Genomic DNA, 13,434 nt, shown 5'->3' on the forward strand with positions numbered 1-13,434 from the left:
TTCGGCAGCGGCCGCAGTGGCGCCGTCGCGCGTTGGCAGACATGGGATGTTGTCTACTGCTGTCGACCGCTTGCCGCAGCAGATCGACCGTTCGTCGCGTAGCGCATGGCCTTGGCCGCCTTCTCGGCCTTAGTGTTCAGATAGGACGTCCTATGTCCTCACCTGATCGCTAGGTTGCCCGCTCCAGTAAGGAGGCGCGCGCGGCTGACGAACTGCTACGACGAGGCGCCGCTGGAGGCGCGGCACGCAGCCGTCGCCCACCCGCTCGCCGAGCCTCGGGACTTCGACCTCGCGAACCTGGTGCCGAGCATCTCGCGGGTTCGACCCAGGACATACTGCCGGCCAAACCCGAACTCGTGCCGGAACCCGTGCGCGTCTGGGTTCCGCACGAGGGCAGCCTCCTGACCTGGTGGCCCTACTCCGCAGCGGCACCGAGACACCGCGGCGCCGCTGGTCCTTCTCACCGTCCCAGGTCCCATCCCGCGAAGGAAGGTGGCATCGTGTCAACCATCACCGGCAAGCCCCCCGCGCCCCGGACGGCGATCGCCGTCGGGTGCGCCGCCCTGCTCACAAGCCTGGCCGGCGCCAGCGTCCCGTCAGCTGCGGCGGCGCCGGCCCAGACCGATCAGGGCTCACGCTGCGAAGAGTCTGTGCCCTTCACCGCCGGAGCCGACGGGTACAAGGGTTTCCGTATCCCCGCGATCGTAGCCACCCGGTCCGGCACCCTGCTGGCCTTCGCGGAGGGGCGGCTCGCCTCGCTCAGCGATGCCGGCGACATCGATCTCGTGCTGAAGCGGTCGACCGACGGAGGATGCACCTGGGGACCCCTGCAGGTCGTACACGACAGCGGCCCCAACACGGCGGGCAACCCCGCCCCGGTCGTGACCGCGACCGGCCGGGTCGTGCTGCTGTCGACGTACAACGGCGGGACCGCCTCCGAGGCTGCGATCATGCGCGGCGAGGTGCCGGCCGAGCAGAGCCGTCGGGTCTTCGTCCAGCACAGCGACGACGACGGGGCGAACTGGTCCGCGCCACGCGAAATCACCGCGCAGGCCAAGGCGGAGAACTGGCGTTGGTACGCCACCGGACCGGGCCACGCGATCCGGCTTGCCCTCGGCGCGCACCGGGACCGGCTCGTGGTCCCGGCCAACCATTCGACCGCACCGCCCGCCGGCTCCGCCGACCTCGGCACAGAGGCGAAGTACTACGGCGGGCACCTGCTCTACAGCGACGACGCAGGCGAGAGTTGGCGGATCGGATCCGTCGACGACAACCCGAACGGGTACGTCAACGTCAACGAGTCCACCGTGGCCGAACTGCCCGACGGGCGCCTCTACGTGAACACCCGTGAGCACAATGGCAGCGCGCCGGGCAACCGCGCCGACGCCTACAGCCGCGACGGCGGCGAGACCCTGGAGCTTCCGCACCGTCCGCAGGCCACGCTCGTGGCGCCGGTCGTGCAGGGCAGCGTCCTGCAGCTGACCGGTGCGAGTAACCAGCTGCTCTTCTCCGGCCCCGCGGACCCGAGCGCCCGCGCGGCGCTGACCCTGCGGGTGAGTACCGATCACGGCGCGACCTGGCGGCCGGCCCTGGCGTTGTCCGGACTCCCCGCCGCCTACTCAGACCTGGTCCAGCTCGGCGCCAACACGGTCGGCGTGCTCTACGAGACGGGCAACTTCGGGGCGAACGAGACGATCGCCTTCCGGCGGGTCCCGGTCACTCAGCTTCGGCCGTGACCGCCGGCCGCGAACCTACGGCACCAGATCGCCGCAACCGGTGATCCCGGCACGGGTGCCGCCGCGCGAAGCGGCGGCACCCGTGCGCCCGTCGTCACGGCGAATCCTTCGTGATGCTCCAGCCGCCGCCCACCAGACCCGCCCCGGTCACGTACGACGCGTCGGCGCTGGCCAGGAGGACCACCGCGGCGGACACCTCCGCGGATCACCGAGGATGGTCGCCGCCGCGGTTCGCTGCCTCGGCCGCATGCCCGGCGCGCGCGGCGTCGACGCCATGGGCGGCGCCGGTGACCGTGGCGACTCGCCCCGCGAGACGGGCCGGGAACCGCCCCGTCACCTCCGTAGCACCGCGACGCCGCGGGGAGCGAGCGTCACGGCGTCGGCCGCACGCGTGCGGCCGCCGAGTAGATCGACCGCCGGCGCGGGCAGTGCGACCGTCGCGGTCTCGGCGCTGTGGTTGAGCAGCAGGAGGTACGACCGGTCCGGGCCGTGCCGAACCACCGCCTGCAGCCCTGCGGGCAGGTCGGGTAGCACGGGCTGCACGTCCGCTACGCCACGGATGCGGTCGAACAGCGCGCGCATCGTCGACGGCTCGGGCCGGGTGGCCAGGTACCAGGCCACACCCGCGCCGTACGGGTGGCGGGTGATCGCCGGCCGGCCGGCCAGCTCGCCGTCGGCGAAGGTGGCCACCACCTCTGCTCCCTCGGTCTCGATCCATTCCGACCACACGGTGCCGCTGTGTCGCTCTCCCGCGAAGTCCAACTCGATCGTGTCGCCCGCCGGCAGCGGCCAGAACTCGTCGATGCGCAGCCCCAGCAGGTCCCGCAACGGGGCGGGGTATCCGCCCAGGTACGCGCGGTCGGACTCGTCCACGATGCCGGAGAAGAACGACACCACCAGGTGCCCGCCGCCCTCGACGTAGCGACGCAGGCGGGCGGCCACCTCGGTGGACATGAGGTACAGGTTCGGCACCACGACGAGCCGGTAGCCGGACAGGTCCGCGGTCGGCGGCACGACGTCGCAGGTGACGTGGGCGTCGAACAACGGCGCGTAGTGCGCCCGGTGGGCCTCCAGCAGGTCGAGCACGGCCGGGTGGGCGTCCGACTCCAGCGCCCACCAGTTGGCCCAGTCGTGCAGCAGCGCGACGTCGGCGTGCACGCGCGTGCCGGCCAGCTCGGCGACTCCCGCGATCTCCCGTCCGAGCGCCCGAATCTCGCGATGGGCGCGGGTCTCGGTACCGCCGTGCGGCACCATCGCCGAGTGGAACTTCTCGGCGCCGCCGACGGCCTGGCGCCACTGGAAGAAGAGCACGGCGTCCGCGCCCTGGGCCACCGCCTGCCAGCTCCACAACCGCATGAGCCCCGGCGGCTTCGGCGCGTTGCGCTCGCGCCAGTTGACCGCGCTGGGTGCCTGCTCCATCAGCAGCCAGGGCTGACCGCGACGCGCCGAGCGGATCAGGTCATAGCCGAACGCGGCCTCCACGTGCGCCCGCGGGTGGTACGGGTCGGGATAACTGTCGAGGCTGACGACATCCTGCTCGGCGGCCCACCGGTAGGAGTCGATCGGCTTGTGGACCAGGCCGATGAAGTTCGTCGTCACCGGTGCGTCCGGGGCGAAGCGGCGCACGATGTCACGCTCGACGAGATAGCAGGCGAGGATCGCGTCGTTGCTGAACCGGGCGAAGTCCAGCTTCTGGGCGGGGTTGGAGAAGGTCGGCGCGGTGCGCGGGGGCAGGACGTCGGCCCAGTCGTCGTAGCGCTGCGACCAGAACGTCGTCGACCACGCCTCGTTGAGGGCGCCGATGTCGCCGTACCGCTCGCGCAGCCAGCGCCGGAAGTCCTCGGCGGACACGTCGCAGTAGCAGGCCCGCACGTGGCAGCCGTATTCGTTGCCGATGTGCCACAGCTTCAGTGCCGGGTGCCCGGCATAGCGACGGGCCAGGCGCTCGACCAGCCGCCCGGCGTACTCGCGGTAGACCGGGCTGGACGGGCAGTACTGTTGTCGCCCGCCCGGCCAGAGCCGCACCCCGTCGATTCGTTCCGGCAGCACCTCGGGGTGGAGCCGGGACAGCCAGGGTGGTGGGGAAGCGGTCATGGTGGCGGGGCTGGCTCCGATGCCAGCCTCGGCCAGGTTGTCCATCACCCGGTCGAACCAGCCGAACTCGTATGTGTCGGGACGTGGTTGCACGCTCGCCCAGGAGAAGATGCCGACGGAGACGAGCGACACGCCGGCATCGACCATGAGCTTCATGTCCTCGACCCACACGTCCTCGGGCCACTGCTCGGGGTTGTAGTCCCCGCCGAACGCGATCTTCGGCATGGTCATGCCACACCCTTCCTCTCGGTGAGTTCGGCCGGCAGTTCGCGCTGGCGGCGCGCGGCCATGACATGGGATGTCCTGGTTGTCGGGGACAGTATGGCGACCATGAGTTGGCGTCAAGAGATGCTTGTCGCCGTCTCGGTGCCGCGCGTATTGTCCTGGCCATGACATCCCACGTCCTATGTGTCCAACCCGGCTGACGCGTTCAATCGCCTGAAGCCATCGCGTGGACAGACGGGGCGCACGACTCTCACGGAGGGTGCGACGAGATGAACGACGGGTTCTTCCCGGAGGCTCCGACCGACTCACGCCGCCGTTACCGTGGCCTCGCGGCGGTTCTGATCCTGGCCGGCGTCGTCCTCAGCATGATCGGCGGCCCCGCGAGCGCCGAGCCCGCCTCGACGGACACGAGCACGACAGCCAACGCAAGCCAGACCAGCGAGCCGTACGTCGCCGAGCAGGTGCTCTACCAACGAGGGGACTTCGGATACGCCTGTTTCCGCATCCCGGCCGTGGTGCGAGCAAAGAACGGGATGATCCTGGCCTTCGCCGAGGGACGGGTGAAGGACTGCGGCGACGACGAGGACATCGACCTCGTGCTGCGCCGCTCCGCCGACGGAGGCCGGACCTGGGGGCCACTGCAGGTGGTCTCCGAGGGCAACGGCGAGACCCACGGCAACCCGGTGCCGATCGTCGACCAAACCACCGGTCGCGTGGTGGTGGTGAGCACGCACAACGGTCCGGAGCCGTGTTCCAACGGCTGTGACCGCGACCCGTGGGTGCAGTTCAGTGACGACGACGGGGCAACGTGGTCGACCGCCCGCGAGATGAGCGAGGGCAAGCGTCCGGAGTGGAACTTCTGGTACGCCACCGGCCCGATGCACGGGATCCAGCTTCAGCGGGGAGCGCACGCGGGCCGGCTGGTGGTCGGGGCGAGCTTCGAGGCCTGGGACCGGGTCGGCAAACACGTCTACGGCACGCATCTGCTCTACAGCGACGACAACGGGGTGACCTGGAACATCGGTGCGGAGACGTTCCGCGACGACGGTGCGGTCATCGCGCAGGAGGTCACCGTCGTCGAGCTCACCGACGGGCGGATCTACGCGTCGGCCCGGGAGCGCGGCACCGATCCGGGCGACCGGGCATACGCGTTCAGCAGCGACGGCGGCGAGACATGGGACGCGCCCTTCCGCACCATGCCGGCGCTCGCGACGACCGACGTCCAGGGCTCCCTGCTGCGATTCGGCGATGACCGCATCCTCTTCTCCTCGCCGCTGCACCCCAGCGCCCGCGAGGCGATGGGCGTCCGCTCGTCGTACGACGAGGGGCGCAGCTTCGAGACCTGGAACGAGGGCAAGGTCTTCTACTGGGGTCCCTCGGCCTACTCCGACATGGTGCGCCTCGACGGTGACGAGGCGGCGCTGATGTACGAGGCCGGCGCAGTCAACCCGTACGAGACGATCCGGTTCGCCCGGTTCAACGAGGCGTACCTGGATACCCCGAACGGCACTCCGCCGCGCATTCCCGCCCCGCCGGCGCCCGGAGCGCAGACGCCGGACGAGTCGCCGTACCACAACGCCGCCTACGTCCGGGGTGGCGCCCAGGTCACCGCTGGCCGGTTCGGCAACGGGCTGGCACTTGATCGAGTCGACGACCGGGTGGAGGTGCCGTTCGACCGGTCGATCGACCTCGGCGCGCACGACTTCACGCTGAGCACGTGGATCCGGTACTCGGACAAGGCCGGCGCGCACTCCGTCCTGTGGTTCTATCGGGTGGACTCCGGCACCAACCCGCCTGCGCTATGGCTGCGGGCCGAGCCGGCGAGCGGCCGTATTCGCGCGATCCTCGCGGTGGGCCGGTACGACGTCACCGTGCAGTCGCGGAGCGCGTACAACGACGGGCAGTGGCACTTCGTCGTGCTCCAACGGGCGGGCGGGCAGCTCAGGCTGCTGGTGGATGGCGTCGAGGTTTCGTCGGCGGTGGCGCCGGCCGGCTCGGTGACCCTGGGCCAGGAGTTCGGCGTCCACGGGCTTCACATCGGACAGCGCCTGGACGGCGTGGACCGCTTCCGCGGCACGCTGGACGAGGTACGCGTCTACCGGCGAGCCCTCTCCGCCACCGAGCTGGCCCTGATCCAGGAGCGGAACCTCCCGATCGGCGGCCGACTCGGGCTCAGGCTGCCGCTGGAGACCGTCCGCTGACCGACAGCCGTCGTCGGGAAGTGGCGCCCACCGGGCCCGCGGTGGGCGCCACTTCCGAGGAGCCCGGCAACTGTGGCACGCCCGCACATCGAAGGGAAGGACTGCATGCTCGTCGACTGGCCACTCGACCGTCTCCGCGACTACCTGCCCGCCCGCGACGAGCCCACCGATTTCGACGACTTCTGGGCCAGCACCGTCAAGGAGGCGCGAGCCGCGCGGTGGCCCGCCCGGTTCGTTCCCTACGATGCTGGCCTGTCCACCGTCGAGGTGTACGACGTCACGTTCCCCGGATTCGCCGGCCAGCCGGTGCGTGGCTGGTTCCTGCTGCCGCGGCACGCGAGCGGCCGACTGCCCTGCGTGGTCGAGTACATCGGGTACGGCGGCGGGCGCGGTCTGCCGCACGACTGGCTGACCTGGAGTGCCGCCGGTTACGCCCACCTCGTCATGGACACCCGGGGGCAGGGCAGCAACGGCAAGCTCGTGGGCGACACCCCGGACCCCGACCCGGTCGGCCCGCCCCAGGCACCCGGCTTCCTGACCCGCGGCATCGCCGACCCGCATCACTACTACTACCGCCGGGTCTTCACCGACGGTGTCCGCGCGGTCGACGCGGCGCGCGCGCACCCCAGGGTCGACCCGGCCCGGGTGGTGGTCACCGGGGGCAGCCAGGGCGGGGGGATCGCCCTCGCCGTGGTCGGCCTGGTCGACGGGCTCGCCGCCGCCATGCCCGACGTGCCGTTCCTGTGCCACTACCGGCGCGCCGTCGAGATCACCGACGCCCTTCCGTACGGCGAGTTGGTGTCGTACCTGAAGACCCGCCGCGGTGACGTCGAGCAGGTGTTCGCGACGCTGCGCTACTTCGACGGGATGAACTTCGCCGCTCGCGCCAGCGCTCCGGCGCTCTTCTCGGTCGCGCTGATGGACGACGTCTGTCCTCCCTCGACGGTGTTCGCCGCCTACAATCACTACGCGTCGGGCGGCAAGGACATCGCGGTGTGGCCGTACAACGGACACGAAGGTGGCGCAGGCATGCAGCGTGCGGAGCAGATCAGGTGGCTGCGGAACGTGCTGGCCGGCGCCGACGCCGCCCGCTGACGATCCCTCGGGCTTGCCGGCTGCGGGGCAGCTCGGCGTTGTCGACCTCATCCCTGGCCGCCCTGACCCGGCGATGACGTCCACCGACGCTACCCGGACAGGAAGAGCTCCGGCAGGCGGTCGCGCACGATCGGACGTAGCCGCTCGGCGGCGGACTCGGCGACGGAGGCGTAGGGCCAGCGGACCCGGGTGCCGATCTCGGCCCAGTCGCCGAGATGAGCGAGGAACTTGTCCAGCGCCGGGTTCCCGAAGCCCTGCCGCGCGAGCGGGTCGACGTGGTCGGCCAGGAAACGCTGAATCCGGCGCTCCACATCGAGCCCACGCCCGGAGTCCTCGACCATCATCCGCTGCCAGGCGACGGCTCCGGTCGGACTGAGGGCGGCGACATTCGAGTAGGAGCCCGCGGCGCCATGCCGAAGGCCGGTCGCCAGGCGATGCCCCGGGACGAAGATGGCCAGGTCGCCCGCATGCTCCCGCATCGCTGCGTACCACGCGGCGTCGCCGCCGGCGACCTTGATGCCGATGAGGCTCGGCACCTCCCGGCGAATGGCGGCATAGCTGTCGGCGGCAACCTGGGTCTTCGCGTGCGGCGGGTTGTACAGGACGAGCGGGACCGGGTTGGCGGCCGAGGCGATTTCGACCAGGAACCGGATCACCTCGGTACGCGACAGTGGCAGCCAGTCCGGCAGCGTCACCTGCACGGCGCTCGGCGCGAACGCCCGCGCCCGGTGGACCCGGTCCAGGCAGGTTTGGGCGCTCATGTGGCTGGCACCGATCTGGAAGGGAACCCGGTGGCGCCCGCACCTGTCGGCGACAAGCTCGTTGATCCGGTCGTACTCCTCCTCACCGAGCGTGTGGAACTCGCCCGCGGTGCCGTGCGCGTAGACGCCATCGAGCCCGGCGCCGACGAGGACGTCGAGAGCGTGCGCCAGCCGGTCCCAGTCGATCGTGTCGTCGGCATGCAACGGCAGGAGCAGCGTCCCCCACGTACCTCGTAGATCTGCCGATCTCAGTGCCGGCGCCACGTCTGGTGACTCGTCCGTTGCGGTGTGCCCCGATGTCCGCGGTCGCCGTCTCCCGGTCTCACATCAGGCCGCCTGCGCTCAGGTATTTTCCGACCCGGGCGATCTCGTCCTCGTTCAGCGGGATCTGCGGCACCGCCGTTGTCGGATGGTCGATGATTCCGCGCAGGTACAGTGCGGCCTTGAACGCTCCCAGCGCGGACGAACCCAGCCCCATCCGCGGTCTGCCGACGTTGACGAGTTCGAAGAGGTGCAGCAGCCGCTCCTGTTCGGCTCGCGCGGCCTGCCAGTCGCCGTCCGATGCCGCGCGGAACAGCCGGGCGTAGCCGTGTGGGTCGACGTTGCCCAGGCCCGGCACCACGCCGTCGGCACCCATCCACAGCGCGGAGTCGACGGTGAGTTCGGAGCCGGTCAGCACACTGAACGAGGCGATGTCCCGACGGTCCCGTCGCCCGAGGATCACCCCGCGCATCGCGCCTTCGTCACCACTGGAGTCCTTGACTCCGGCCAGCACGCCGTCGCTGGCGAGTTCGAGCAGTAGGTCGGCGCCGAGCTTGCTGTGCACCGAGACCGGCAGGTCGTAGGCGTACAACGGCAGGCCCGCGCGCGCCGCGATGGTGCGGAAGTGCAGCTCGATCTCTGCGGGGTGCGTGCGGGTGTAGAAGGGCGCGGTGGCCACGAGCCCGTCCACGCCCGCCTCGACGGCCACCCGCGCATGATCCAGCACACGCAGGGCGGTCATGTCGATGACGCCGGCGAGCACGGGAACCTGGCCCGCGACGTGCCGCGTGACGGTGTCGAGCACGATCTTGCGGTGGCCGTCCGGGAGGAAGGCCACCTCGGAGGTGGAGCCGAGGACGAACAGCCCATCCACCCCGCCGTCGAGCAGGTGGTCCACCAACCGGGTCAACGATGCGGTGTCGACCTCGTAGTCCGGGGTCAGTGGGGTGGACACCGGAGGGATGACGCCGGTCAGTGCGGCCGACCGCTGTGGCGACAGTTCGTGGGTGATCATGCAGTCTCCTGGGCTTGGCTGGTCAGTTCGAGGTCGGTCGCGCCGTCGCGGATCGGGTGGTGGCAGCGGAACAGGTGATCGTCGGGCCGGACGACGGTGTCGGTCCGCGCTGCCGGCATCTGCCTGGCGCACTGCTCGTCGGCCTTCCAGCAGCGGGTACGGAAGGGGCATCCGCTGGGCGGTCGGGTGGCGGAGGGAACCGGTCCGGCCAGCGGGATCGGGTCGATCGGGAAGAGCAGACCGGGAGTGGCGGAGAAGAGTGCCCGGGTGTACGGGTGGCGGGCCCGGCCGGGCACGGCCTCGGCCGGGGTCTGCTCGACGATCCGCCCGAGATACATCGTCACGACCCGGTCGCTCATTCGCCGCACCGTCTGGATGTCGTGCGAGACGAAGACCATCGCCAGGTTGAGCTGTTCCTTCAGGTCGAGGAGCAGGTTCAGGATCTGCGCGCGCACCGAGACGTCGAGCGCGCTGGTCGGCTCGTCGGCGATCAGCAGCTGCGGCCGTAGCGCCAACGCGCGGGCCACCGCGACCCGCTGGCGTTGACCGCCGGACACCTGGCTCGGCAGCAGGTCGGCGACGCTCGGCGGCAGGCCCACCAGGTCGAGCAGCTCACGTACCCGCTCGTCGCGCTGGTGGGGGGTGCCCACCCGGTGCACGTCGAGTGGGTCGCGTAGCACCTGCCGGATGGGCAGTCGGCGGTTGAGCGCCGTCGAGGGGTCCTGGAAGACCATCCCGGTGCTGGAGCCGATCGCCGCGCGGCGCGCCGAGTGCGGCATCGACCAGAGGTCCTGGCCGCGAAACCGCACCGTGCCCGTGGTGGGCTTCTCCAGCCCGACGAGGACCTTCGCGAGCGTCGACTTGCCGCAGCCGGATTCGCCCACGACGCCCACCGTCTCACCGGCCTCGATGGCGAGATCCGCGGCGGTCAGCGCGTAGACGTGATCGCGGCGGAACAGCCCGCCGGAGCGCGCCTTGTACGTCACGTGCACGTCGGTGAGTTCGACGAGGCTCTGGGTGCCTGGCGCAGTCATCGTGCCTCCGCTGGGCTGGCCGGTGCGGCGTTCGCGCCGGGGGCGAGGGCGGACGCCGTGACGTCGATCGCCGGGTGGTGGCAGGCCACCTCGTGGTGGCGCTGCCCCGCCAGCCGTGGCGTCCGGGTTCGGCAGATCTCGGTGACCATGGGGCAGCGGTCGGCGAAGCGGCACCCGCTGGGGAAGTCGGCCGGGGCTGGTACGACGCCGCGGATCTGGGTCAGCCGCGCCGCGCCGGATTCCAGCGACAGCACCGAGCCGAGCAGCCCGCGTGCGTAGTGGTGTGCGGGTGCGCCGACCAGGGTCGCCGTGACGCCGGTTTCCACGATCTGACCGCCGTACATGACGACGACGCGGTCGGTCACGTCGGCGACCAGGGCGAGGTCGTGCGAGACCAGGATCAGAGCGAAGCCGAGCTCGGCGCGCAGCCGGAGCAGTAGCTGGATCACCTGCGCCTGCACGGTCACGTCCAGCGCCGTGGTGGGTTCGTCAGCGATGATCAGCTTGGGTTCGCGCGAGAGGGCCATCGCGATCAGGACCCGCTGCCGCTGCCCGCCGGACAGTTCGTGGGGGTAGGCCGCCAGGGTGCGCGCGGGATCGAGGCCCACCAGCTTCAGCAGCTCCGTCGGGCTCCGCCGTCCGCCCCGGCGGACGACCTGTTTGAGCTGCGCCTTGACGGTCATCGCGGGGTTGAGCGATGACAGTGCGTCCTGGTAGATCATCGCCATGTCGTGGCCGAGCAGCCGGCGGCGGGCGGCCCGGGGAAGCGTGAGCAGGTTCCTGCCTTCGAAGAGGATCCGGCCGCCGATGCGGGCACCGCGCGGCTGCAGGCCCATGACGGTCAGCGCGGTCAGCGACTTGCCGCAGCCGGATTCGCCGACGAGGCCGAGCACCTCGCCGGGGCGCACGTCGAAGGTGATGCCGTCGACGACGTCCACGCCGTCGTGCCGGCCTTCGAAGCCGATGGTGAGGTTCTGGACCTGCAGGATCGGCTCGCCCTGCGGCAGCGGGCGGGCCCGTTCGGCCAGACGTTGCGCGGCTTTCGCCAGCCCCGGCAGTTCGGTGATCTCACCGGATCCGGGGGTTGCCTGCTCAAGCGCGTCGACGTCCTTCGCCTTCTTGACCGGGTCGGCGCGGCGGGCGGTGGGTGCGGCCCAGGCGTCGGAGACGCCCTCGGCGAGGATGTTGAGCGTGAGGACGGTGATCAGGATCAGCAGGCCGGGGAAGACCGTGGCCCACCAGCCGCCGAGCAGGACCATGTTCCGGCCGTCGGCGATGACGCTGCCCCACGAAGGGTCCGGTGGGCGTACCCCGGCGCCGATGAACGACAGTGACGCCTCGAAGACGATCGCGTCGGCCACCATGACCGTGCAGAAGACCAGGATGGGTGCGGCGCAGTTGATCGCCACGTGCTTGAGCAGGATGTGTGGGGTGCGGGCGCCGATGATGCGTTCGGCGGCGACGTAGTCCTCGCCGTACTGCGCGAGCACGTTCGCGCGTACCACGCGGGCGACGGACGGCATGTAGAGGAATGCGATGGCCAGCACCAGCACCGGGATGCTGCCACCGAAGACGGCGACCAGCACGGCGGCGAGCGCGATGCCCGGAAACGCCATGACGACGTCGAGGCTGCGCATGATCGCCTCGTCGACGGCCTTGCGCGACGTGGCCGCGACGGCGCCGATCACCGCGCCGGACACCAGCGCGATGGCGGTCGCGCCGAGCCCGATGAGCAGTGACCACCGTGCGCCGTAGAGCAGTCGGGTGAAGATGTCGCGGTTCGCGCTGTCCAGGCCCATCCAGTGCGCCGTGCTGGGCCCGCCGCCGGCGGCCTGCTGCACGTACGGTGAGTGCGGGGCGAGGACGGGGGCGAGGAGCGCGGCGAGGGCGATCACGGCGAGAACGGCGATGGAGATCCACGAGGGCACGCCGAGCCGCCGGAAGCCGATTCCCGGTCGGGATAGTCTCCTCGCGAGTCCGCTTCGCATCACGCTGCGCTCCTGATTCTCGGGTTGATCAGCAGGTAGAGGACGTCCACGACGAGGTTCACCACGACGAAGCCGGTGGCGATGGTGAGTACCACGCCCTGCACCACGGCGGGGTCCCCGTCGCGGACGCCGTTGATCATGAGCTGTCCCATGCCGGGCAGCGAGTAGATGGTCTCGATGACCACCGCGCCACCGAGCAGGTAACCGATGCGCAGGCCCAGCACCGTCAGCGGGTTGATCAACGCGTTGCGCAGGACGTTGCGTCCGATCACGACGATCGGCGGCAGGCCGCTGCCGATCGCGGTGCGGACGTAGTCCTTGTCCAACTCCTCGACCATCGACGTGCGGATGATCCGGGTCAGCTGGGCGGCGACGGGCAGCGACAGGGAGAGCGCCGGCAGCGTCATCGACCGCAGCCAGCCGCTGAACGAGTCGCCGGGATTGATGTAGCCGCTGGTCGGGAACCAGCCACGGTCGACCGCCAGCCACTGGATCATCAGCAGGGCCAGCCAGAACGCCGGCGCGGCGACGCCGATCAGCGACACCAGCCGGATGAGCTGGTCGGGCCAGCGGTCGCGGAAGATCGCCGCGGTGACGCCGAAGATCAGGGCCAGGGTCACGGCGACCGACAGGCCGAGGAAGGTCAGTTGCAGCGTGAGCGGGAGCGCGGTCACGACCGAGTCGAGCACCGGCGCCTTGGTGAGGACGCTGGTGCCCATGTCGCCGTGGAGCAGGTCGCCGACGAAGCGCGCATAGCGCACCGGCAACGGATCGAGCAGGCCGTTCTCCACCTGGAACTGGTGAATCTGTTCCGCCGTCGGGTTGGCGCCCTGGAAGTAGGCGTACTCCGGTTTGTTGTTGGAGAACCGCATGATGATGAACACGAAGAGGATGACACCCAGCAGCAGCGGGATCAGGATGAGTGTCCGGCGGACCAGCATTCTGGCGACGACTGCCACTGGTTGACCTCCTGGTGCGGGGTCCGGCTGATGGGCGGTGGGGTGGGGGGGGGGGGGGGGGGGGG

At 70.6% G+C, this 13,434-nt stretch carries 9 protein-coding genes; 3 read left to right on the forward strand and 6 right to left on the reverse strand.

The features are described from left to right. Positions 1–500: 500 nt before the first annotated feature. A complete protein-coding gene (locus tag ACSNOB_RS15795; protein WP_436687313.1) occupies positions 501–1,736 on the forward strand; it encodes a sialidase family protein in 1,236 nt (411 codons plus the stop codon). A 333-nt stretch (positions 1,737–2,069) separates the two neighbouring features. Here ACSNOB_RS15795 and ACSNOB_RS15800 read toward each other — a convergent pair whose 3' ends face one another. Next, complete coding sequence (locus ACSNOB_RS15800) at positions 2,070–4,061, reverse strand: beta-galactosidase (RefSeq protein ID WP_436687314.1); 1,992 nt, start codon at positions 4,059–4,061, stop codon at positions 2,070–2,072. A 263-nt stretch (positions 4,062–4,324) separates the two neighbouring features. Between ACSNOB_RS15800 and ACSNOB_RS15805 the strand changes: the two genes are divergently transcribed. Together ACSNOB_RS15805 and ACSNOB_RS15810 are read left to right on the forward strand one after the other, a co-directional pair. Then, positions 4,325–6,256 carry an exo-alpha-sialidase gene (locus ACSNOB_RS15805; protein ID WP_436687315.1) on the forward strand — a complete coding sequence of 644 codons (1,932 nt, stop codon included), beginning with the start codon at positions 4,325–4,327 and terminating at the stop codon, positions 6,254–6,256. A 105-nt stretch (positions 6,257–6,361) separates the two neighbouring features. Further along, positions 6,362–7,351 carry an acetylxylan esterase gene (locus ACSNOB_RS15810; RefSeq protein WP_436687323.1) on the forward strand — a complete coding sequence of 330 codons (990 nt, stop codon included), beginning with the start codon at positions 6,362–6,364 and terminating at the stop codon, positions 7,349–7,351. A gap of 89 nt (positions 7,352–7,440) precedes the next feature. Here ACSNOB_RS15810 and ACSNOB_RS15815 read toward each other — a convergent pair whose 3' ends face one another. Genes ACSNOB_RS15815 through ACSNOB_RS15835 form a run of 5 tightly spaced genes read right to left on the reverse strand, consistent with a single transcriptional unit; the run spans position 7,441 to position 13,369 of the window. Next, a complete protein-coding gene (locus ACSNOB_RS15815; RefSeq protein ID WP_436687316.1) occupies positions 7,441–8,376 on the reverse strand; it encodes a dihydrodipicolinate synthase family protein in 936 nt (311 codons plus the stop codon). Between the two features lie 58 nt (positions 8,377–8,434). Further along, on the reverse strand, positions 8,435–9,388 hold the full coding sequence (locus ACSNOB_RS15820) for a dihydrodipicolinate synthase family protein (RefSeq protein WP_436687317.1): 954 nt from the start codon (positions 9,386–9,388) through the stop codon (positions 8,435–8,437). Then, positions 9,385–10,422: an oligopeptide/dipeptide ABC transporter ATP-binding protein gene (locus ACSNOB_RS15825; RefSeq protein ID WP_436687318.1), complete on the reverse strand. Its 1,038-nt coding sequence runs from the start codon at positions 10,420–10,422 to the stop codon at positions 9,385–9,387. Before ACSNOB_RS15825 ends, ACSNOB_RS15820 begins: the two co-directional genes overlap by 4 nt. Beyond that, positions 10,419–12,410 (reverse strand): dipeptide/oligopeptide/nickel ABC transporter permease/ATP-binding protein, encoded by a 1,992-nt coding sequence (locus ACSNOB_RS15830; protein ID WP_436687319.1) that lies wholly within the window; start codon positions 12,408–12,410, stop codon positions 10,419–10,421. Before ACSNOB_RS15830 ends, ACSNOB_RS15825 begins: the two co-directional genes overlap by 4 nt. Then, a complete protein-coding gene (locus ACSNOB_RS15835) occupies positions 12,410–13,369 on the reverse strand; it encodes an ABC transporter permease (RefSeq protein ID WP_436687320.1) in 960 nt (319 codons plus the stop codon). The genes ACSNOB_RS15830 and ACSNOB_RS15835 overlap by 1 nt, the downstream gene beginning before the upstream one ends. Between the last annotated feature and the right edge of the window lie 65 nt (positions 13,370–13,434).

Origin of the sequence: Micromonospora sp. URMC 106 (assembly GCF_051386395.1) — a bacterium.
GTDB lineage: Bacteria > Actinomycetota > Actinomycetes > Mycobacteriales > Micromonosporaceae > Micromonospora.

What these genes read in the sequence shown, in the direction of transcription:
- ACSNOB_RS15800 (WP_436687314.1), bottom strand. Translation starts at nt 4,061, where the DNA reads ATGACCATGCCGAAGATCGCGTTCGGCGGGGACTACAACCCCGAGCAG.
- ACSNOB_RS15805 (WP_436687315.1), top strand. Translation starts at nt 4,325, where the DNA reads ATGAACGACGGGTTCTTCCCGGAGGCTCCGACCGACTCACGCCGCCGT.
- ACSNOB_RS15810 (WP_436687323.1), top strand. Translation starts at nt 6,362, where the DNA reads ATGCTCGTCGACTGGCCACTCGACCGTCTCCGCGACTACCTGCCCGCC.
- ACSNOB_RS15820 (WP_436687317.1), bottom strand. Translation starts at nt 9,388, where the DNA reads ATGATCACCCACGAACTGTCGCCACAGCGGTCGGCCGCACTGACCGGC.
- ACSNOB_RS15825 (WP_436687318.1), bottom strand. Translation starts at nt 10,422, where the DNA reads ATGACTGCGCCAGGCACCCAGAGCCTCGTCGAACTCACCGACGTGCAC.
- ACSNOB_RS15830 (WP_436687319.1), bottom strand. Translation starts at nt 12,410, where the DNA reads ATGCGAAGCGGACTCGCGAGGAGACTATCCCGACCGGGAATCGGCTTC.